General features: G+C 57.6%; 26 protein-coding genes. 24 read left to right on the top strand and 2 right to left on the bottom strand.

Annotated features, from left to right (window positions below):
- The first annotated feature begins 105 nt into the window (after positions 1 to 105).
- A complete protein-coding gene (locus DFP98_RS01970) occupies positions 106 to 1,359 on the top strand; it encodes an aspartate kinase (RefSeq protein WP_116058865.1) in 1,254 nt (417 codons plus the stop codon).
- A gap of 161 nt (positions 1,360 to 1,520) precedes the next feature.
- Here the strand turns inward: DFP98_RS01970 and DFP98_RS01975 are convergent, their stop codons facing one another.
- Together DFP98_RS01975 and comA are read right to left on the bottom strand one after the other, a co-directional pair.
- Positions 1,521 to 1,982 carry a DUF441 domain-containing protein gene (locus DFP98_RS01975; protein WP_116058866.1) on the bottom strand — a complete coding sequence of 154 codons (462 nt, stop codon included), beginning with the start codon at positions 1,980 to 1,982 and terminating at the stop codon, positions 1,521 to 1,523.
- 99 nt (positions 1,983 to 2,081) lie between these two features.
- Positions 2,082 to 2,906 (bottom strand): phosphosulfolactate synthase, encoded by an 825-nt coding sequence (comA, locus tag DFP98_RS01980; protein ID WP_116058867.1) that lies wholly within the window; start codon positions 2,904 to 2,906, stop codon positions 2,082 to 2,084.
- 174 nt (positions 2,907 to 3,080) lie between these two features.
- On the opposite strand from comA, the gene DFP98_RS01985 reads away from it, so the two are divergent.
- From DFP98_RS01985 to ahrC, 23 genes are all read left to right on the top strand, one after another.
- Entirely contained in the window at positions 3,081 to 3,344 is a 264-nt protein-coding gene (locus tag DFP98_RS01985; protein ID WP_371822842.1) for a YqhV family protein, read from the top strand.
- Between the two features lie 94 nt (positions 3,345 to 3,438).
- Positions 3,439 to 4,605 (top strand): stage III sporulation protein AA, encoded by a 1,167-nt coding sequence (spoIIIAA, locus tag DFP98_RS01990; RefSeq protein ID WP_116058868.1) that lies wholly within the window; start codon positions 3,439 to 3,441, stop codon positions 4,603 to 4,605.
- On the top strand, positions 4,598 to 5,125 hold the full coding sequence (gene spoIIIAB, locus DFP98_RS01995; protein WP_116058869.1) for a stage III sporulation protein SpoIIIAB: 528 nt from the start codon (positions 4,598 to 4,600) through the stop codon (positions 5,123 to 5,125). Before spoIIIAA ends, spoIIIAB begins: the two co-directional genes overlap by 8 nt.
- Positions 5,126 to 5,189: 64 nt before the next feature.
- Entirely contained in the window at positions 5,190 to 5,393 is a 204-nt protein-coding gene (gene spoIIIAC, locus DFP98_RS02000; RefSeq protein WP_094050916.1) for a stage III sporulation protein AC, read from the top strand.
- A gap of 10 nt (positions 5,394 to 5,403) precedes the next feature.
- Complete coding sequence (gene spoIIIAD, locus DFP98_RS02005; RefSeq protein WP_094050917.1) at positions 5,404 to 5,793, top strand: stage III sporulation protein AD; 390 nt, start codon at positions 5,404 to 5,406, stop codon at positions 5,791 to 5,793.
- A gap of 67 nt (positions 5,794 to 5,860) precedes the next feature.
- Complete coding sequence (gene spoIIIAE / locus DFP98_RS02010; protein ID WP_425455505.1) at positions 5,861 to 7,045, top strand: stage III sporulation protein AE; 1,185 nt, start codon at positions 5,861 to 5,863, stop codon at positions 7,043 to 7,045.
- A 27-nt stretch (positions 7,046 to 7,072) separates the two neighbouring features.
- Positions 7,073 to 7,804 (top strand): stage III sporulation protein AF, encoded by a 732-nt coding sequence (locus DFP98_RS02015; protein ID WP_246016380.1) that lies wholly within the window; start codon positions 7,073 to 7,075, stop codon positions 7,802 to 7,804.
- Positions 7,805 to 7,817: 13 nt separating this feature from the next.
- Complete coding sequence (gene spoIIIAG, locus DFP98_RS02020; RefSeq protein WP_116058872.1) at positions 7,818 to 8,468, top strand: stage III sporulation protein AG; 651 nt, start codon at positions 7,818 to 7,820, stop codon at positions 8,466 to 8,468.
- A 48-nt stretch (positions 8,469 to 8,516) separates the two neighbouring features.
- Entirely contained in the window at positions 8,517 to 9,161 is a 645-nt protein-coding gene (locus DFP98_RS02025) for a SpoIIIAH-like family protein (RefSeq protein WP_116058873.1), read from the top strand.
- Between the two features lie 253 nt (positions 9,162 to 9,414).
- Positions 9,415 to 9,909 carry an acetyl-CoA carboxylase biotin carboxyl carrier protein gene (accB, locus tag DFP98_RS02030; RefSeq protein WP_116058874.1) on the top strand — a complete coding sequence of 165 codons (495 nt, stop codon included), beginning with the start codon at positions 9,415 to 9,417 and terminating at the stop codon, positions 9,907 to 9,909.
- Between the two features lie 19 nt (positions 9,910 to 9,928).
- Entirely contained in the window at positions 9,929 to 11,284 is a 1,356-nt protein-coding gene (accC, locus tag DFP98_RS02035) for an acetyl-CoA carboxylase biotin carboxylase subunit (RefSeq protein WP_116058875.1), read from the top strand.
- Between the two features lie 146 nt (positions 11,285 to 11,430).
- Positions 11,431 to 11,838 (top strand): Asp23/Gls24 family envelope stress response protein, encoded by a 408-nt coding sequence (locus tag DFP98_RS02040; RefSeq protein ID WP_116058876.1) that lies wholly within the window; start codon positions 11,431 to 11,433, stop codon positions 11,836 to 11,838.
- Between the two features lie 161 nt (positions 11,839 to 11,999).
- Complete coding sequence (gene amaP, locus DFP98_RS02045) at positions 12,000 to 12,563, top strand: alkaline shock response membrane anchor protein AmaP (RefSeq protein ID WP_116058877.1); 564 nt, start codon at positions 12,000 to 12,002, stop codon at positions 12,561 to 12,563.
- Between the two features lie 15 nt (positions 12,564 to 12,578).
- Complete coding sequence (locus DFP98_RS02050) at positions 12,579 to 12,809, top strand: DUF2273 domain-containing protein (protein ID WP_116058878.1); 231 nt, start codon at positions 12,579 to 12,581, stop codon at positions 12,807 to 12,809.
- Between the two features lie 88 nt (positions 12,810 to 12,897).
- Positions 12,898 to 13,359, top strand: coding sequence for a transcription antitermination factor NusB (gene nusB / locus DFP98_RS02055; protein ID WP_116058879.1), 462 nt, complete (start codon positions 12,898 to 12,900; stop codon positions 13,357 to 13,359).
- Complete coding sequence (gene folD, locus DFP98_RS02060) at positions 13,356 to 14,207, top strand: bifunctional methylenetetrahydrofolate dehydrogenase/methenyltetrahydrofolate cyclohydrolase FolD (protein ID WP_116058880.1); 852 nt, start codon at positions 13,356 to 13,358, stop codon at positions 14,205 to 14,207. Before nusB ends, folD begins: the two co-directional genes overlap by 4 nt.
- 10 nt (positions 14,208 to 14,217) lie before the next feature.
- Positions 14,218 to 15,585 carry an exodeoxyribonuclease VII large subunit gene (gene xseA / locus DFP98_RS02065; RefSeq protein ID WP_116058881.1) on the top strand — a complete coding sequence of 456 codons (1,368 nt, stop codon included), beginning with the start codon at positions 14,218 to 14,220 and terminating at the stop codon, positions 15,583 to 15,585.
- Complete coding sequence (gene xseB, locus DFP98_RS02070) at positions 15,578 to 15,862, top strand: exodeoxyribonuclease VII small subunit (RefSeq protein WP_116058882.1); 285 nt, start codon at positions 15,578 to 15,580, stop codon at positions 15,860 to 15,862. Before xseA ends, xseB begins: the two co-directional genes overlap by 8 nt.
- Before the next feature lie 53 nt (positions 15,863 to 15,915).
- Positions 15,916 to 16,827: a polyprenyl synthetase family protein gene (locus DFP98_RS02075; RefSeq protein WP_116058883.1), complete on the top strand. Its 912-nt coding sequence runs from the start codon at positions 15,916 to 15,918 to the stop codon at positions 16,825 to 16,827.
- Between the two features lie 153 nt (positions 16,828 to 16,980).
- Positions 16,981 to 18,876: a 1-deoxy-D-xylulose-5-phosphate synthase gene (dxs, locus tag DFP98_RS02080; RefSeq protein ID WP_116058884.1), complete on the top strand. Its 1,896-nt coding sequence runs from the start codon at positions 16,981 to 16,983 to the stop codon at positions 18,874 to 18,876.
- Entirely contained in the window at positions 18,876 to 19,760 is an 885-nt protein-coding gene (locus tag DFP98_RS02085) for a TlyA family RNA methyltransferase (RefSeq protein ID WP_116058885.1), read from the top strand. Before dxs ends, DFP98_RS02085 begins: the two co-directional genes overlap by 1 nt.
- Before the next feature lie 191 nt (positions 19,761 to 19,951).
- Positions 19,952 to 20,419, top strand: coding sequence for a hypothetical protein (locus tag DFP98_RS02090; protein ID WP_116058886.1), 468 nt, complete (start codon positions 19,952 to 19,954; stop codon positions 20,417 to 20,419).
- Complete coding sequence (gene ahrC, locus DFP98_RS02095) at positions 20,416 to 20,865, top strand: transcriptional regulator AhrC/ArgR (protein ID WP_116058887.1); 450 nt, start codon at positions 20,416 to 20,418, stop codon at positions 20,863 to 20,865. The genes DFP98_RS02090 and ahrC overlap by 4 nt, the downstream gene beginning before the upstream one ends.
- The last annotated feature ends 167 nt before the right edge of the window (positions 20,866 to 21,032 follow it).

Raw genomic sequence — 21,032 nt, forward strand, 5'->3', positions numbered from 1 at the left:
CGGGGATTTTTTTTCTTTTTGGGCCAATCGACTTGTGCTATAATATAATGCTGTATGCAGAGGTTCTTCAATAGCTTGGAAAGTTAACTGGGGGAGTGACTACCGGTGTCATTGATAGTGATGAAATTCGGCGGAAGTTCCGTAGGCACGACGGAGCGGATGAGCCGTGTCGCGCAGCGGATCGTGGACAAAAAGCTGCAGGGCGACCGGGTTGTCGTGGTCGTGTCGGCGATGGGAGATACGACGGACGATTTGATCGACAAAGCAAGCGAAATTAACGCCAATCCGCCTGCGCGCGAGATGGATATGCTGTTGACGACGGGCGAGCAGATTTCCGTAGCTTTGCTGTCCATGGCTATTCATAAGCTGGGGCATGAAGCGAAATCTTATACAGGCTGGCAGGCCGGAATCGTTACGGAGGCAACCCATGGCAAGGCGAAGATCAGCGACATTTCGCCGGAGCGGATTTTCGCTGCGCTTGACGACGGCAACATCGTCATTGTCGCCGGCTTCCAAGGGATGAGCGAGGCGGGAGAGATTACGACGCTTGGCCGGGGCGGCTCGGATACGACGGCGGTTGCGCTGGCGGCGGCTCTGAAGGCGGACATGTGCGAAATCTATACGGATGTCGACGGCATCTATTCCACCGATCCCCGCATTGTCAAATGCGCGAGAAAGCTGGATGAAATTTCGTATGACGAAATGCTGGAACTGGCTCATCTGGGAGCTGCGGTGCTGCATCCCCGTGCGGTCGAATACGCGAAGCACAATAAGGTGAATCTGGTCGTACGCTCGAGCTTTACGAATAACGAAGGCACGCTCGTGAGGGAGGAAGCGGAAATGGAACAAGGAATCGTCGTAAGAGGGATCGCTGCGGATAAAAATGTGGCCCGCATCAGCGTGCTAGGTGTCGAAGACACTCCCGGCGTATTGGCCGATATGTTCGGGGCGCTGGCTCGTAACGACATCAATGTGGACATCATCGTACAAAGCGGCGTACAAGACGGAGGAGCGGACTTCTCGTTTACGGTGTCGGTGGCCGACCGTCAGAAGGCGCTCGACGTTCTTGCCAGCATCAAGTCGGAAGTGCCTTATCGCGAAGCAACGTTCGAGGAAGGTCTCGTCAAGGTGTCGATCGTAGGCGCAGGCATGGTGTCGAATCCCGGGGTAGCCGCGCAAATGTTCGAGGCGATTTCCGACGTTGGCGTCAATATCAAAATGGTGAGCACTTCCGAAATCAAAGTTTCCTGCGTGATCGCTGCCGAGCCGCTGCAGGACGTGATTCGCGCGCTTCATACCGCGTTCGGGCTCGATACGGCGGACACCGCGTTCGTCGGCGGACCGTCCGAGCGTCGCTAACGGACAGTAGGGAATTCCGTAGATAGCAGAGTTGTGCGAATTGATTATCGATGAGTTAGCGTTGTGTGCATCTATCTCTCTCCGATCGCTCCGGGAGCTAGATGCACTTTCGCTTTTTTGATAATCATGTACGACTCTGCTTTTTTTTCTTACAGTCTCGTTTATTTTCCCGCAAGCAGTTGGACCAGCTTCACAAGGACGGCGGTAATGCCGGCTGCCATCAGCGGGCCGACGGGGATGCCTCGCAGCAGCACTACGCCGACGATCGAGCCGATGACGATGCCGACGATCAGCTGCGGGTCCGATTTGAGCGTGTCCAATCCTCGGCTGTTCAGAAAAGCGCCGATCGCTCCTCCAAGCAGGGCGACCCAGCCGACCCAGCCGGAGAAGGCGTCGATAATGTCCTTGGGCTGAATGCGCCCGGCGGCGAAGGGAACAAGCACGGCCAGCGTCAGGAAAAGCAGACCGAGCTCGATGCCTCTTCTTTCGATGACCGGCAGGTAACGATCGAGGTGGGTAAGCTTAACGATTAGAAGGAGGCATGCCGCGGTCGTGATGATCGACGATCTGCCGACCAATCCGATAACGATCAGCGCAACAAGCACGATTTCTCCATATAACACCCGCGTCACACTCCCGATGAACTCCAGATGGTACACGATATGGAACAAGCCTCGCGTTTAGAACGCGAGGCTTGTTCCGGCTGGGGCGACCGAGCGCCTTCAAATCATGTAATCGCTATATGGAGCGCGCTGTAGCTCGAACGTATCCGACCGCAGCCCTCGGCGCATAGCCTCGAGCGCAAGAACGTCCTGGAACGGGACGTTGCCCAGATTGACCTCCGAGCCGAGCGCCTTCAACAGTGCGACCTGCTGGTCCTTCAACGGCGCTTCCCAGAGAATGCGCTCTAGGTTCGGCAATGTTTTCCGAATGTAATGAAGGTCTTCCTCCCGACAATCTCCCTTCTCGTCGAACAGGCCGACCCCAAGGCCGGATTCTCGCGCCTCCACCGTTACCAAGTCCGCTCCGCAGGCCAGATCTTGCTCGGCGACGGCTGCGAAGTCGGCGAAGTCGATGCGCGAACCGGGCTGCTTTTTGCCATATTCCGTGAACACTTGCAAGCCGTAGCTTTTCGCTTCCCTGATCAGCTCGCTGCGCTGGCCCCGTTCGAGATAAATCGTGCCGTCCGACACTTCGATTCCGTTAAACCGCAACGCCAGCACCTGGCGGAAGAAACCCGGAACGACATCGAGCTTAACCGCCGCTTCCAGCAGCGTGCCTCCGGGAATAACAACGATTCCGCGTGCGGCGGCGAGCTCGATTTTTTGCCGGATCACGGGAAGCGGGTAGAGCGGCGATGTGCCGAAGCCGAGTTTAACGATATCGATATAATCTCCGGACAAGCTTAGCAGATCCTCAAAGGCGTTCAAGCCCAAGCCTTTGTCCAGCACCATCGTCAGCCCGGTCTGGCGGGGCTTGGCGGCCCTTCGTCCGCTAGGATCGGCCAGCCCGGCGGGCCACTCCGGTTGCAGGGTCGTATTCCGCATGCTCAACTCTCCTCGTTCGCACCAAAGTTGGATAATACCCGAGCAATATATGCGTTAGCCCAGTAAATGGTGCTCCCCTCTTATTCTCGCAAATCAAGAGACAAGTTATGATGCGAGCCGGCATAGAGTAGAGTAGCGCGAAGAGACCTGGCAATCGATAAGGAGGAATGTTCTGTGGATAAAGCGGCATTCAGCATGGCGATGCTGCGGGTGTTGTCCGGCAGCATCGAATTGATCGCCGCGATTGTCATGCTGCGGCTTAACGACGTTCAGAAGGCGCTGGCGGTCAATTCGATGCTCGCCCTGGTCGGTCCGCTTGTGCTGATTTCTACGACGACGATCGGACTGGTGGGTTTGGCGGACAAGCTGTCGCCTTCCAAGTTCGTCTGGATTCTCGCAGGGGTCGGCTGTCTGATGATAGGAATATTAAGGAAATGAGATTTTCCCGGCGAGGCGGCCAAGCAGGCATAATCCCGCTGTCCAAGCATACATTTGAACAAGCAATGATCCACTGCCGGCGAGAGGGGGAGTCATGTTGCCGCAATTGATCATGGAGCTGTTTCCGGCCTCCTTGCGCTCGATTCTGGAGCGAATGCCGGAGGCGGTCAAGATGTCTCTGGAAGAGATTCGCATTCGCGAGAATCGCCCGCTGGAAATCGGATACGCAAGCCGCTACTCGTTCGCGCGCGAGGACGGCTCGCTAACGGAGCGCAGCGAGGAAGCCTATGCTCCCGGACGCGATCAGTGCCGAGCGCTGCTCGAGAGGATCACCAATCACTCCATCTATGCGGCGGAGGAGGAGCTTCGCAGAGGTTATATTACGGTAGCCGGAGGGCACCGCATCGGGCTTGCCGGCCGAGCGGTGCTGGACGGAGGCGCAGTCTCCCACTTGAAGGATATTGCGGGCTTTAATGTTCGGATTGCGAGGGCTCGCGACGGATTCGGCGCACAAGTGCTGCCGGGACTGCTGGACGTCCCGGCCAGGACGATCCGTCATACGCTGATCGTTTCCCCGCCGCAGCAGGGCAAAACGACGCTGATTCGAGACTTGGCCCGCTGCATCAGCTACGGCAGCTGGCATCATCCTGCGGCGAAGGGCTGGGGCAGTCGCAAGGTCGGCATCGTGGACGAGCGTTCGGAAATCGCCGCCAGCGAGCGTGGAGTTCCGACCTTCGATCTGGGCCCGCGCTGCGACGTGCTGGACGCCTGCCCTAAGGCGGAGGGCATGATGATGATGCTTCGCTCGATGTCCCCCGAGGTGCTCGTCGTAGACGAGATCGGCCGGCCGGAGGATGCCGAGGCGATTCGCGAAGCGATTCACGCCGGCGTGCGCGTGCTGGCGACCGCCCATGCCGCCGATATGGCCGACGTCCTGGCTCGGCCGGCGCTTGGCAGGCTGGCGGCGGAAGGCGCGTTTGGCGCTTACGTCCTGCTGAACAAATCGGGCGGCGGCGTGGCGCATCGGATCGTCGCCGCGGAGGATGCGGAGCGCGAGGCCGCACGAAGCCGACCGCGAGCGGCGGCGGCCATGCCGAGAGACGCTCCCGGATTCGCGGACGCGGAAGCGCTTCGGCCCGATGGAACGGTTGCGCCTGGCACGGCGGCGTTGGGAACGGCCGCACGGGTGACGGTCAAATCCCGTCCGATGCCGGTCATCCGTTCGCCGAACGGCTTGAAGGGAGGGGGCGGCAATGCTTAAGTTCGTTGGCGTGCTGCTCGTGCTGTTCGCCGGAACGATGATCGGGCTGGTGCAATCGGCGCGTTATGCCGCCAGGCCAAGGCAAATTCGCGAGCTGCTCCACGCTTTCCAGCGGCTGGAGACGGAGATCGGCTATGGCCGAACCCCTCTGCCCGAAGCGCTGGCCCGCATCGCGGCGGCCATTCCCAAGCCGTTGTCGGCGATGTTCGCTAGCGTGTCCGCATCGCTTGCGGGAGAAGAGGCGCGTTCGGGCGAGACAGTGAGCGAGTGCTGGGAAAGGGCGGTTCGCGATTTCTGGCCGGCGACGGCGATGAAGCAGCCGGAGCGGGAGGCGGCGCTCAGACTTGGCGCGACGCTTGGCGGAAGCGGCCGAGAGGATCAGTTGAAGCATCTGAAGCTGGCGTTCCATCAGCTACAGGCCGAAGAGGCGACCGCCCGCGAGGAACAGCGCAAATACGAGAAGCTGAGCCGCAGCTTGGGCATGCTGGGAGCGGCGCTGATCGTCATTCTGATGATTTAGCGGGAACGGACGGTTGCGGCGTGGCGCACTTCGTTGTCGCGGGACAATTTAGGAGGCCATAGCGATGAACATCGATATCAGCACCATTTTCCAAATCGCCGGCATCGGCATTATCGTGGCGATGATCCATACGGTGTTGAAGCAGATGGGCAAGGAAGATATGGCGCACTGGGTTACGCTGATCGGATTCGTGGTCGTGCTGTTCATGGTCGTGCGTATGCTTAACGACTTGTTCCAGGAAATCAAGACCATTTTCCTGTTCCAGTAGGTGGGTTGGGATGGACATACTGCAAATCGTCGGAATCGGGTTTCTCGCCACGGTGCTCATTCTCGTCATCCGGGAGCAGAAGCCGATGTTCGCTTATCTGCTCGCCGCCTTCGTCGGGGTAGGAATTTTCCTTGCTTTCGTGGGCAAGATCGGCGACGTCATCTCCGTCTTGGAGGAGCTTGCGGATCGCTCGGGCATTCCTTCGGTTTATTTGAAGACAATGTTGAAAATTATCGGGATCGCCTACATCGCGGAATTCGGGGCGCAGATCGTCCGGGACGCGGGACTGGAAAGCATTGCGACGAAAATCGAATTTGCCGGAAAAATGCTCATTCTCGTCATGGCGGTGCCCATCATCAGCGTGATCGTCGAAACGGTGCTGAATCTGCTGCCGGCTTGACGGACGCGAAGACGGGAGGAACGGGATGAGGCGAACGGGGAACGCATTCGGGCTGTTGCTGCTGGCATTGTTCGCCTTCCTGTTCGCGGATGCTTCGGTCGCGCTGGCCAATCCGGTCGGGGAAGGGGCGCGGTCGTCGATTGAAGGGCAGGAACGCCTGTCCGATGATCTGGCCCGCAAGCAGAGCGAGGAGCTTGAGCTGGGGCGCATCCAGCAATACTGGAGCAACCTGAAGTCGGAATACGGCGGGTACTTTCCCGAGGGCAAGCTGCCCGAGCTGCGCCAGTTGATGTTTCCCGACGGGGAGAGCTGGAACATCGGTCAGGTGCTGTCTGGTATGGCGAAGTTTTTCCTGCATGAGGTGCTGTACAGCGGCAAGCTGCTCGTCACGATCGTGTTGCTGACCATCTTCACGATGCTGCTGGAAACGATGCAGAGCGCGTTCGAGCGGGGCTCGGTCAGTAAAGTCGCTTACGGCATCGCTTATCTCGTCGTCATCATCCTGGCGGTGAACAGCTTTCGCACGGCGACCGCTTACGCGGCGGACGCAATCGGCAGCATGGTGCAGTTTATGCTGGCGATGGTGCCGCTCCTGCTGACGCTGCTGGCTGGAACGGGAGGAGTGACGTCGGTTGCGGTCCTTCATCCGCTCATCGTGTTCATGATCCATACGATCGGAACGCTCGTCCATTTGGTCGTGTTTCCGCTGCTGTTCTTTTCCGCGGTGCTGCATCTGGTCAGCGCTATGACCGAAAGGTACAAAGCGACGCAACTGGCCAACCTGCTACGCAACGTCGGCATCGGCTTGCTGGGCATTATGTTGACCGTTTTCCTCGGCGTGCTGTCCGTGCAAGGGGCGACGGGAGCGGTGACGGACGGGGTGGCGCTGCGGACGGCGAAGTTCGTTACCGGCAATTTCGTGCCGGTCGTCGGTAAAATGTTCTCAGACGCGACGGATACGGTCCTATCCGCCAGTCTGCTCGTCAAAAACGCGGTCGGTTTGGCCGGGGTTATCGTCCTGATCTTCTTGTGCGCCTTTCCGGCCTTGAAAATATTGACGCTCGCGCTGATCTACAACGTGGCGGGGGCGGTCATGCAGCCGCTGGGAGATACGCCGATCGTGCACTGCCTGCAGACGATCGGCAAGACGCTGATCTACGTCTTCGCCGCCCTTGCCTCGGTCGGGCTAATGTTTTTCTTGGCGGTGACAATCATTCTGACGGCGGGCAATGCCGCCCTTATGATTCGATGAAGGGGAGGCGATCGCCGGTTGGACATCATGAACGGATTGTCGGTCTGGCTAAGACAGGTGATCGCGGTTCTTCTGCTCGCCTCGCTCATCGATCTGCTGCTGCCGAACAAGACGATGCAGCGTTATGTACGACTGGTTGCCGGGCTGTTTATTTTACTCACGGTGGCGTCGCCGATTATTCAGTGGGTCAAGGGGGATTTCGGAAGTCAGTTGGCTCAGGGGCTACAGTCGGTCGAGCAGTCTCCCGAAGGGGCGGGCAGGCAGCTGGCGATGATTAAGGCCGATGGCGCGAAGCTGCGCGACCGCAAAGCGGCGCAGGCGGCCGAACTGACGGCGGCGAGGCTGGAATCCGAAATCGGAAAAGAAGTAGAGCAGGCCGAAGGCCGCTCGGTTCGACGCGTGAGCGTCGGTCTGGAAAAGGTGTCGGACGGCTCGCTGGCGGTGGTGCAAGTGATGATCGAACTTGAGCCGGAAGCCGCCGGTCGGCCGAGCGGCAGAAGCGGCGGCGCGCATGCGGAGGAGATCCGGGAAGTGGAAGCGGTGGCCGATGTCGAAATCGAGGTCGGGGTTGGGGGCGAGAAGGCCTCTACAGAAGAAGGCGATCGGGCGGTTATCGCCAATGAAGCCGGTGCGGAGCAGGAACTCGACAAGGGCGTCCGGACAAAAGTAATCGCGCTCGTAGCGAACCGCTTCGGTATCGCTCCGGGGATCGTCGAAGTCAAGCTGCCGGACGAAGAGCGAGCCGTTAGGCGAGATTAGGGAGAGATGTGTCATGGCGAATTGGCTGGAGCGGCTCGAATCTTACATCGGCGGGGGGGCAGGGGGACAGCGCAGGGTAAAAGCGTTTCGCTGGCTCGTGCTAATCGGCTTGCTCGGCGCGGCGCTGCTGCTCGCGGCTTCTCTGTTCAACGTCAAGACGATCGATCCTTCCAAGTCTCCGGACTTCTCGCCGCCCCGAGATCAGGATCCGCAGCAAGAGGTGTTTCTTGGAGGCGGTGAAGACAAAGGCGTCTCGACATTCGCCGATATCGAATCGGAATTCGAAAGCCGGCTTAAGGGGATGTTGGAGAAAATCGTCGGAGTCGGAACCGTCGACGTTCTCGTTACCGTCGACTCTACGGAAGAGACGGTCGTGCAGTTGAACGAGAAGCAGATGCAGACCATTACGGACGAGACGGATCGCAATGGAGCCAAGCGGCACATCACCGACATTTCCAAGGACGGTCAGGTCGTGCTGTACGAAGTTTCTTCGGGCACGCAGTCTCCGATCGTCGTCAAAAAGATCAAGCCGAGAATTCGCGGGGTGATGATCGTCGCCAAAGGCGCGGAGAGCGCCGCCGTCAAGAAGCTGATCGCGGAAGCCGTATCGGGAGGGCTCGACGTACCGATTCATCGCATCTCCGTCGTGCCCCGCAAGACGTAGGGAGTCCATAAAAGATTTAACATCTAACATACCGGGAGGAATAGAACAATGAACAACAAACGCCAAACGATCTGGCTCGTATCCATGCTTAGTTTAATGGTCATCTTATCCGCTTATTATTTGTTCAGCGAGGACGCTCCGTCGACGAACAAAGCCGCCGGAGGGGCGAATCAGGCGATCGAGGAGGCCGGCAAGGTGTCGGCGACCAATCCCGACGGCGTTACCGTTCAGCAGGTCGATCGAATGACCGACGAGCTGCCGGACGCCGAGACGGGGGCGACGGGAACGGGCGAGCAGATGTCGCCGGAGGATCAGGAAGTGCTTAAAGGAATCGCCAATGCGGCGGGCAACGATCGTCTGGAGCAGATTGCCTACGACAGAATGAACAAAGTGAGCAAGCGGTCGGAAGAGCTGAGCGCGACGATTGGCAATGCGAAAGCGACCCAGGAGGAAGCGACGGCCGCGGCCGAAGAGCTGGATCGTCTGGAAGATCTCGACTTACGGATTACAAGCTTGCAGGAGAAGCTGCTCCAGGAGTTCGACAACGCGGTCGTGGACGAGGTCGATTCGAAGTTTAAGGTTATTGTGCTTAGCGACAAGCTCGAAAAGAAACAGGCGATCGGCATCATCGACCTGGCGACCAAAGAGCTTAACGTTGGCCCCGAACGGGTCAGCGTCCAGTACGTGGATTGATCGGGAATCGGAGCGGCTAGTGCAATAAACGGAGGCGAGGCTGCCTCGGAAGCGGATCTCGCGATCCGTCTCCGGGCAGCCTTCTTTGCGCTTGCAGGTTAGAGCTAATCTTCGGGAGAATACCGAACGAGCCTTATAACCCTTTCCATTTCGAGCGTTTATGGTATAATAATCCCGTTGTGGGTTCGAACAAGCCTTCTCTTCGAACATGCTTTCTTCAGACGGGTGAATCCCGAATCAAGGAGTGACCGAGATGTTTAAGTTGAGCGAAATTAAAGAATTGATCAAATTGGTGGACCAGACGAGCGTGCACGAATTGGAAATCGAAAACGAGGGCGCGCGGCTGTCGATCCGCAAGCCGGGCCGCACCGAGGTTGTCAATGTGCAAGCGCCTTCCTTCCCTACTACATATCTTCCCGCGGCTCCGGTCGCGCACGCTTCGCCCGTAGGGGCTCACGCTGTGCCGGCAGAAGAGGCGAAAGCCGCTCCTGCAGCCGATACTTCCCATCTGAACCGGATCGTCTCGCCGATGGTCGGAACGTTTTATCGTTCGCCGTCTCCGGACGCAGCGCCGTTCGTCAACATCGGCGATCGTGTAACGGATAAGACGGTTGTGTGCATCCTGGAAGCGATGAAGCTGATGAATCCTCTGGAGGCGGAAGTTAAAGGAGAAATCGTGGACATTCTCGTGGAGAACGGACAGCTCGTCGAGTTCGGCCAACCGCTATTCCTAGTCAAGCCGGAATAATCCCGAGGAGGACTTCGCTTTGAAATTCAATAAAATATTGATCGCCAACCGAGGCGAGATCGCGGTCCGGATTATTCGCGCATGCCGCGAGCTGGGCATTACGGCTGTTGCGGTGTACTCCGAAGCCGACAGGGAATCGCTGCACGTGCGCCTGGCCGACGAAGCTTATTGCATCGGGCCGACCGCATCGAAGGACAGTTACCTGAATTTGACCAATATTATGAGCGTCGCCACTCTGACCGATTGCGATGCGATTCACCCCGGCTACGGCTTTCTTTCGGAAAACGCCGATTTCGCGGAAATCTGCGAATCGTGCAATATAACGTTTATCGGACCTTCGTCCGAAGCGATCAGCCGGATGGGCGACAAATCCGTCGCCAAGCAGACGATGAAAGAGGCGGACGTTCCCGTTATCCCGGGTTCCGACGGCCTGCTTGAAGATCTCGACGACGCAGTGCGCGTCGCTCGCGAGATCGGCTATCCGGTCATCATCAAGGCGACGGCCGGTGGCGGCGGACGCGGTATTCGCATCGCGGAAAACGAGGAGATGCTGATCCGGGAAATTACGACCGCTCAGCAGGAAGCGGAGAAGGCGTTCGGCAATGCCGGCGTTTATCTGGAGAAATTTTTGACTGGAATGAAGCATGTCGAGATTCAGATCATCGCCGACAAGCATGGCAATGTGGCGCATCTCGGCGAGCGGGACTGCTCAGTGCAGCGCCGTCGCCAGAAGCTGGTCGAGGAAGCGCCTTGCCCGATTATGACGCCGGAGCTCCGCGAGCGCATGGGCCAAGCGTCGGTTCGCGCCGCCCGCGCCGTGAACTATTCCGGCGCCGGCACGATCGAATATTTACTTGGACCGGACGGCAGCTTCTACTTTATGGAGATGAATACCCGCATTCAGGTCGAGCACCCGGTAACCGAGATGATTACCGGAATTGATCTGATCAAGGAAATGGTCTTCATCGCTCAGGGCGAACCGCTTTCCTTCAAGCAAGAGGACGTCAAGTTTGATGGATGGGCGATCGAATGCCGCATTAACGCGGAGGATCCGGAGCGCAACTTCATGCCTTCCGCCGGACGCGTCGGCTTCTATTTGCCTCCAGGAGGTCCGGGGGTGCGGGTGGACAGCGCGGCTTATCCGCAGTATGTCATTTCGCCGCATTACGATTCCATGGTGGCCAAGCTGATTGTCTGGGCGCCGACTCGCGAGGAAGCGATTGCCAGAGCCCGTCGGGCGCTTAGCGAATTTATCGTGGAAGGCGTCAAGACGACGATTCCGTTCCACATGAAGCTGATGAACCATCCGATTTTCAATAAAGGCACGTTCGATATCAAGTTTCTCGAGGAGCACGACGTCGGTCTCGAAGGCTGACGCCGGCGTCGTTTGCCGGTTTGGGGAACAAAAAAAATCGGCCAAGCGTTTGTCATAATAATCCGGGAATGCTATATTTATAAGTAGTGAAGGCGGACGCTCGGACTTACGCGAATAGGTCCGGGATATGGAGGTGGAACTGCGAAATGGAAATGTTAGCACCGGATTTCGAGAGAACGGATCTCGGTACGATCGAGATCGCCCCGGAGGTCATCGAGGTGATCGCCGGCCTGGCAACCGTCGAGGTGGACGGGGTCGCCGGGATGAGCGGGGGCCTGTCGTCCGGCATCGCCGAATTGCTCGGACGCAAGAACCTGTCCAAGGGAGTCAAGGTAGAGGTAGGCCAGAGAGAAGCAGCCGTTGATGTTTCGATTATCGTGCATTACGGTCGCAAAATTCCGGAAATTTCAACCGAGATTCAACGCAACGTCAAGCGCTCGATCGAATCGATGACGGGATTAAACGTCGTGGAAGTCAACGTACATATTCATGACGTTCACTTCAAGACGAGTGAGAAACCCGAAGAAGAAGAATCCCATACACGCGTACGATAATGACGTGCCATACCCGGTTTCCGCAGCGTCGGCAATAGCTTCGGTCTGCGGATGACCGCCCTCTGACGAGAGTTTCCCGTAGGAGACTCTCGTAGAGGCCTTTTTCGCGATCATAAGCGCATCATCGTACCTGGAAACAGGGAACAGGGAGGGCTCATTCGTTGATTAAAGTGTTGGACAGGCTGCTTCTGTTGCTATACAGCTTAGTAATTGCAATTGCCTCGATCGTGGCGATTGTAGCTGCGAGCGGAGGTTTCTCCGTAGAGTGGCTGCAGGAGGTTGTTTCTGATTTTACGGGCGACGTGCGCGTCGTGCAGGCTTCGGTAATCGGAGTATCGATCGTGCTGCTGCTCGTCAGCGTTCGATTCTTGTTCGTCTCCCTGCGTAGAGACGGCAATTCCGCTCCTTCGATTAACCAGCGAACGGAGCACGGAGATATTCGCATCTCGGTTGAGACGGTCGAGAATCTCGCGCTGAAGGCTGCATCCCGCACGCGGGGCATCAAAGATTTGCGCGCTCGAGTCAGAGTATCCGAGGCCGGCCTCGGTATTCTCATCCGGGCGTTCGTAGACGGTGAAAGCTCCATTCCGACATTGTCGGAGGAAATGCAGCGAGCGGTCGCGCAGCAGGTGGAGGAAGCGACGGGCATTCCGGTAGCCGAGGTTTCGGTGTTTATCGCGAATGTGACCCAAGCGCCCGCCACTTTTAAGAGCCGCGTGGAATAGGAGGGCGGACCGCCTATGTGGAAAGCTTGGTTGGAAGCCTACGGCGGCAGAATCGCAGGAGTTGCGGCGGGTCTCTTATTCGGCGTCATCTACTTGATCAGCGGATTTTGGGATATGCTGTTTTGCGCATTGCTCATTGGCATAGGTTATTGGATTGGCAAACAGAAGGACGAACGGCGCGGTCCGATCTTTCCGCTGGAAAGATTGACGGACTGGGTGTCTGACCGTTGGCCCTGGTCGCGATAATCCCTGCGAATGCATGGGATTTTTTGCGTGTTTATGGAAAAAATGCAAAGAAACGGGCAACGACGACACGAAACATTCGGGAGGACTCATGAAGCGCAGACTGGCAAGAGAAATTGTGGTGCAGAGCTTGTACCAGATCGAAATGAACGGGGTTACGGGGCTTGAGGCCGTCAATACGGTAATGGACGAGGCTCGTCAAGATAACGAGGTCGGCGCCGACGTGGCGGAGCTGGCGAGCATCGACGCTTTTACAAGAGAATTGGTGCAGGGCGTGCTGGACAAGCAGCAGGAGATCGATCAGCACCTTGTCGTCTATTTGACGGGATGGCAGGTAGATCGGCTATCGCGGGTTGATCGGCAAGTATTGCGTTTGGCCGTTTATGAGATGTTGTATCGGCAGGACGTGCCCCCCAAAGTTGTCATTAACGAAGCGATCGAGCTGGCCAAGCATTTCGGCCGGGACGAGAACGGCAAGTTCGTGAACGGCGTTTTGGGCCGGATGATGAAAGAGAGAGAAGAGAACCAACCCGAGGAGAGTGACCGGAAGTGAGCGCACAACTGATCGAAGGCAAAAAAATATCCGATTTTATCCGCGAAGAGATTAAGCTTGAAGCGGATCGATTGAAGAGCGAAGGCGTAACTCCGGGCCTTGTCGTCATCTTGGTAGGCGAAGATCCGGCTTCGCAGGTTTACGTTCGCAACAAGGCGAAAGCATGCGAGCAGCTTGGCTATTATTCCGAGGTCGTTCGTCTGCCAGCCGAGACGAGCCAGCAACAACTGCTGAGCCTGATCGACCGATACAATAGCGACGACAAAGTAAATGGCATTCTGGTGCAGCTCCCGCTGCCTAAGCATATCGAAGAGAAGGCGATCATCGACGCGATTGCGGTGGAGAAGGATGTCGACGGCTTTCATCCGGAGAGCGTCGGCAATCTGATGATCGGGGACGACACGTTGCTGCCGTGTACGCCGGCCGGCGTCATCGAACTGCTCAAGCGGACCGGCAACGATCCTGCGGGCAAGCATGCCGTCGTCATCGGACGCAGCAACATCGTCGGCAAGCCGGTCGCGATGCTGCTGCTTCGCGAGCATGCGACGGTGACGATCTGTCACTCGCGCACGCCGAATTTGCCGGAAATCGCCAAGCAAGCCGACATTCTGGTTGCCGCCGTCGGCGTGCCGAAGCTGGTGAAGAAGGAATGGGTCAAACCGGGCGCGGTCGTCATAGATGTAGGCGTTAACCGTCTTCCGGACGGCAAGCTGTGCGGCGATGTCGATTTCGACGACGTCGTGGATACGGCGGGGTGGATTACGCCGGTACCGGGCGGAGTCGGACCGATGACGATTACGATGCTGATGGCCAACACGCTGAAGGCGGCCAAGCGTTCCCGCGGTTAGGGCGCAGACGATGAGAGGAGAACCGGCGCGCGCGTTGACGATTCGCGAGCTTACCCGGCTCATCAAGGGTAAGCTGGAAGGCGACCCGGGCCTTCAGGATATATGGCTGAGGGGCGAGATTTCGAATTTTACGCTGCATTCGAGCGGACATATGTATTTCACGCTGAAGGACGATGCCTCCAGATTAAAATGCATCATGTTCGCTTCCTACAATCAACGTTTGCCTTTTGTCCCGAAGAACGGAACAAAAGTATTGGCGCGGGGAGGCGTCTCGGTATACGAGAGGGACGGCCAATACCAGTTTTACGCGACGGCGATGCAGCCCGACGGAATCGGCAGCCTGTATCTCGCCTTCGAGCAGCTTAAGCGCAAGCTTGAGGAGGAGGGGCTGTTCCGTCCGGAGACGAAGCGGGCGTTGCCGCTTTATCCGCGCACGGTCGGGGTAATTACCTCGCCGACGGGAGCCGCCGTTAGAGATATTCTGATTACGCTTGAACGGCGCAACCCTGGCGTGCATGTCCTGCTCTACCCTGTATCCGTGCAAGGCACAGGCGCAGCTCCCTCTATCGTTAAAGCGATCCGCGAGATGAACGAGCTAGGCGCGATTGACGTGCTGATCGTCGGACGAGGCGGAGGCTCGCTCGAAGAGCTGTGGGCGTTTAACGAGGAGCCGGTCGCTCGGGCGATTCGGGCTTCCGCGATTCCGATCATCTCTGCCGTCGGGCACGAGACGGATTTTACGATTGCGGATTTCGTCTCAGATATGCGCGCCGCTACGCCGACGGCCGCTGCCGAAATCGCCGTCCGGCATATCGGGGAGCTGAGGCAGGAGCTGACGTATCTGGAGCGGAGAATGGCCGGTGCGCTGGGACGCGGCCTGGCCAAGGCGAAGGAGCGGTGGCAGCATGCGGCGCGCTCGCCGTATTTTACGCAGCCTAAGCGCAGCTTATTGGCGCAGGCCGAGCGACTGGACCGGCTTAAGGAGACGCTTCGCTACCGGATCGGCGCCGAGCAAAGCCGAGCGCAGGAGCGGGCGACGAGGCTGGTCGGCAGACTGCAGGCGGTTAACCCGCAGCAGCAGGTTATCCACGCCCGGCAGCGCGCGACGGCGGCCGCCAAAAGGCTGGAGCTGGCAATGGGTGCGATCATGCGCGAACGGACAAGCCGTTTCGGTTCGATCGTTAAACAGCTCGATGCGCTGAGTCCGCTCAAGGTTATGGCTCGCGGCTATAGCTTGGCTTACGACGAGCAGGAGAAGAAGCTGATTCGTTCGATCGACGAAGTTCAGCCGGGAGATCTCCTTCATCTTCGGCTTACGGACGGCAAGCTGGTCTGTCAAATATGGGGGATTCACGGGGAGGAACAAGCGAATGGCTAACAACCGCACTGGAAAAGCCGAGGCGGCTGCCGCAGAGGAGAACGGAGTCACGGAGGTGTCGTTCGAGCTGGCGATGGAGAAGCTCGAGACGATCGTCGCGAAGCTGGAGAGCGGCGACGTGCCGCTGGAGACGGCGATCGAGCTGTTCCAGGAAGGGATGACGCTGTCGCGACTGTGCGGGCAGAAGCTGGAGCAGGTGGAGCGCCGCATCGAGATGCTGGTGGAAGGCGATGGCGGATTGCAGCGCAAACCGTTCTCCGCCGGGAAGGAAGAGTAATTTTCCCGCGTTATTCGGCATACATAGGTTTTGAAGAGCAGAGGGGTAATAACGTGAAGACTTCGGTAGCATTGCACACTTATTTGCAAGAGCAGCGGGCGCGAGTGGAAGCAGCGCTGCAGAACGTTTTTCCGGTGGATTGGGCGATTCCTGAGCGGCTGCGGGAAGCGATGGATTATTCCTTGCTGGCCGGAGGCAAGCGGCTGCGTCCGATTTTGGCGCTCGCTGCAGCCGAGGCGGTAACAGGCAAGGAGGAGACGTCGGACAGGGCGCTCGCTTTCGCCTGCGCGGTCGAGATGATCCATACCTATTCGCTTGTACACGATGATTTGCCTGCCATGGACAATGACGACTATCGCCGAGGCAGACCGACGAATCACAAAGTGTTTGGCGATGCGATGGCGATTCTCGCCGGCGACGGTCTGCTAACGCATGCCTTCCACGTCGCTTCGCGGGCAACCGATGACGGCGTACCGGCGGAACGCGCGCTTGCCGTCATTCGGGAGCTGAGCTGTTACGCAGGCTTGCCTGGCATGGTCGGCGGGCAAGTATCCGATATGCTCGGAGAGCAGGGAATCACTTCGCTGGAGCAACTGGAGCATATTCATCTGCACAAAACGAGCGATTTGATCGCCTTTTCGCTGCGAGCCGGCGGCCATGCGGCGGAGGCGGACGAGCGACAGGTCGAGGCGCTGGGACGTTTCGGGCGCAACATCGGTCTGGCATTCCAAATCCAGGACGATATTCTCGACTTGACGGGCTCGGCGGATAAGCTGGGCAAGCCGGTTAAGAGCGACGAGCGTCAGCACAAGGTGACCTATCCTTATTTGCTAGGGCTCGACGAGAGCCGCAGACGCGTCTCGGAGCTGACGCGCGAAGCGACCGATGCCTTGCTGCAGGTCGGGCTAGCGAAGCCGGAGCGCCTGCTCGAGATCGCGGATTATTTGCTGAATCGGGATCACTAAGCAATTGCGTACTCGGAGGCCCCGCAAGGGAAGGGCGGCGCGTTAGGCGACGGTTGTCCCTTTGCGGGGCTTTTTGGCGCTGAATTTGGGCATTGAATCGGGGATATGGTATAATAGGTCTAATATTGATGTGGGGAAAGCGGGGAACATGACTTGCTGCTCGAGCAAATCGACAGTCCGGATGACCTGAAGAAACTAACGCTGTCCGAGCTTCCTCAACTGGCGGAAGATATTCGACATTTTCTTATTCGGAAACTGAGCGTGACCGGGGGGCATTTGGCGCCTAATCTCGGCGTAGTGGAGCTGACGCTTGCGCTCCATTACCACTACAACAGCCCGAAGGATAAATTTATTTTTGATGTAGGTCACCAGGCGTACGTACACAAAATGCTAACGGGACGGCAGGATCGTTTCGACACTTTGCGTCAGAAGGATGGCCTCTGCGGCTTTGTAAAGCGCAACGAAAGCGAACACGACGTATGGGAAGCCGGCCATAGCAGCACCTCTTTGTCCGCAGCGATGGGGATGGCTTTGGCGCGCGATTTGAAGGGCGAGTCGAACCGTGTGATCGCCATCATTGGCGACGGCGCGCTTACCGGAGGGATGGCGCTTGAAGCGCTCAACCATATCGGGCATGAGAAGCGCAAGCTGATGGTCGTGCTCAACGATAACGAGATGTCTATCGCACCCAATGTCGGAGCGATTCACAACTATTTGGGCAAGGTCAGAACGGAGAAAATTTACCGCAAGACGAAGGACGAGTTGGACTGGTTGCTGCGCAAAGTTCCGGCGATCGGCGGCAAGCTGGCTCGTACGGCAGATCGCGTTAAGGACAGCTTGAAGTATTTGATTGCGCCTGAAGGCGTCCTGTTCGAGGAATTCGGCTTGAAGTATTTTGGCCCAGTAGACGGTCATGACATAAACAAACTGATGGAGACGTTTAAGCAAGCCGATCAAGTCGATGGACCTGTGTTGGTGCACGTCTTGACGACAAAAGGAAAGGGCTACTCCCCGGCCGAAGCCGATTCTCATAAATGGCACGGCGTATCCGGAGCCTACAAGATCGAGTCCGGACAAGTGGTTAAGCCCGTTGGCCCTCCGATGTATACGGAGGTGTTCGGCAACGCCCTGATCGAGCTTGCGGAGCAGGATTCCCGTATCGTCGCCGTTACTCCTGCAATGCCGGGCGGCTCGGGCTTGCTGAAGTTTGCGGAGAGATTTCCGAATCGGATGTACGATGTCGGCATCGCGGAGCAGCATGCTGGGACGATGTCCGCCGCGTTGGCTATGGAAGGCATGAAGCCTGTATTCGCAGTGTATTCGACGTTTTTGCAGCGTGCGTACGATCAGGTCGTTCACGATATTTGCCGGCAAAACCTGAACGTTATTTTCGCGATCGACCGAGCGGGCTTCGTCGGAGCCGACGGCGAGACGCATCAAGGCGTATACGATATCGCCTTCCTGAGACATATACCGAATATGGTCGTCATGATGCCCAAGGATGAGAATGAGCTTAGAAACATGCTTCGTACGGCTGTCGATTACAACGGCGGCCCGATAGCGGTGCGGTATCCCCGTATCGAAGGCGTCGGAGTCGCTTACGACGAGCGGATGACGCCGATCGAGATCGGCACGTGGGAGACGGTTCGCGAAGGCGACTATGCTGCCGTGCTGGCGATTGGGCCGATGGTTCAGGTTGCCGAGGAAGCGGCCGACCTGCTGAAGCGAGAAGGCATCAATGTGCGTGTCGTGAATGCCAGATTCGTCAAGCCGCTGGACAGTCAAATGCTGCTGTCGCTAGCGAAGGAAAGGCTGCCGATCATGGTCGTCGAAGAAGGCTCCGTTCAAGGCGGTCTGGGCAGTGCGATCTTGGAGTTTTACGCTTTGCAAGGCGTGCAGCCCGCATCCGTTCATCTCGCCGGCGTTCCCGACGTGTTCGTGGAACATGCGACGGTGAAGGAACAGCGCGAGGAAGTCGGTCTATCGGCCGAGCACATCGCTCAGCGTCTTGCCTCGCTCTCCGTGCGCAAACGGCAAAGGGCCACCTGATGGAGAAGACGCAGGCGACTAAAGAGCGGCTTGATCTGCTCCTGCTGGAGCAGGGCTATTTCGAAAGCCGCGAGAAGGCAAAAGCCGCCATTATGGCCGGTCTGGTGCTTGTCGGGACAGAGCGCGTCGACAAGGCGGGAACGAAGATTCCTCGCGATGCGGCGATAACGGTCAAAGGCTCCGTACATCCGTACGTAAGCCGCGGGGGCTTGAAGCTGGAAAAGGCGATTAAACATTTCGGCCTTAACCTGCAGGATGCGGTTATGCTGGATATCGGCGCATCCACGGGCGGTTTCACGGACTGCGCCCTACAGAATGGAGCTGCGCGGGTATATGCGGTAGACGTAGGCTATAATCAGCTCGACTGGTCCTTGCGGCAGGACTCGCGGGTACAGGTGTTGGAACGGACGAATTTTCGGCATATGACGGGAGATCAGCTCGACGGTCCGTTGCCGCTGTTTGCGACGATTGACGTTTCGTTTATTTCCCTTAGGCTGATATTGCCGGTGCTGGCCGAACTGCTGCAAAAAAACGGACACACCGTTGCGCTGATCAAGCCGCAGTTCGAAGCGGGGCGGGAGCATGTGGGCAAGTCGGGCGTCATTCGCGACCCGGCCGTTCATACGCAAGTGCTTCGAGACGTTTTGAACGCGGCAGCCGACATCGGTTTTGAGCTGCAGGGACTGACGTATTCCCCGATAACCGGGGGCGAAGGGAACATTGAGTTTCTCGCCTATTGGCGTCTCGGCTCCACGGTTGCCCCGAATTCAGCCGAGTCGGATGCTTCGACCGTTTCGGCTGCGGCGGATGATAAACGGTATGAAGAACTAATTGCGAATACGGTAGAAGAGGCAAATCGGGCGTTTCGCCGCAATCCTTCATAAAACAAGATCCTTCGCCCGGAGCACCCGGAGCTGCCGAACAACGGTCCGAGCATTTTGCCGCGGGCTGGCGCGCATCTCCGGGTTTTTCCTTGATATTGGAGGAAAATGGCTTCCGATCGCGAAAAGATAATGCAACGGATACAACTAGTCCAGGCAGCGCGGCTCTCCGTAACGGAAGTCGGGAGGCGGTTATGGATAGCGTCGGAGATTGGGTGATCATGCTTGTCGCTGCCATCGTTATGGGATGGTGGATCGTTAGAAGATTGGATCGCTGGCTTCACGAGCCTCCGGATGCTCGCTTGCGCAAGCTTGCGACCAAAGGGGGCGTCGAAGAGGATGAATACGTCCTCTTGCTGAAGGAGCACGGTTTTCAAGTGCTGTCCGGCAAGCACCGTATTCCGCTTGGAGTGGCCGTGGACAACGGGTCGGTTATGCCGACCCGCCTATATTTTGATTATTTGGCCGAGAAAGACAACAAGTATTACCTGGTGAAGCTCGACCGGCCAAGGCAGCCGATGGAATGGACGGCCAGCGCGCTGCGTGAAAGACTGCTCGTGTATGCGCTGCTGTTTCCGGATTGCCACGGCATTGTTATCGTGCTTCCGCAGGGGCGTCAAATCAAAACAGTGCGATTTAAAGTGGAGGCTGGCGAGAAATGAAAGGACAACGTCAACGCAAAATCCGTGAGTTGATCGGTTCTAGAGAGATCGAAACCCAAGAGGAACTCGTGGAAGCGCTAAGCTTGGAAGGAATGCAGGTAACCCAAGCGACGGTGTCGCGCGACATTAAGGAAATGCAGCTGATTAAAGTCCCGCTGGAGGACGGCCGATACAAATATTCGATGCCGCAAGACCAACGCTACAATCCGGCGCAGAAGCTGAAGCGAGCGCTGCTCGATCATTATTTGGGAGCGGAGTCCGCCGAAAATCTCGTCGTGCTGAAGTGCTTGCCGGGAACGGCGGGAACGATTTCTGCACTGATTGACGGTATGGATTGGCCGGAAATTATCGGTACGATCGGCGGAGACGACACGACGCTGATTATCACCAAAACGAAAAGCCATGGCGAAGACGTGTTAGAGCGAATTAACGATATGATGAAGTGACCAATAACACGCATTCATCTCCGACTTGATTAATACGGAGATGGATGCGTGTTAGATTATCTTGAATGTTCTTGTTTTGTCTGGTCTTCTTTCCGGATATGTGCTATGATTTGGATGAGTAATGAGAACGTATGATCGCAATGAGGTCGCGAGCCCCCTGTTTCAAA

It is taken from the genome of Cohnella phaseoli (assembly GCF_003386235.1).
In the GTDB taxonomy this organism is placed as follows: domain Bacteria; phylum Bacillota; class Bacilli; order Paenibacillales; family Paenibacillaceae; genus Cohnella; species Cohnella phaseoli.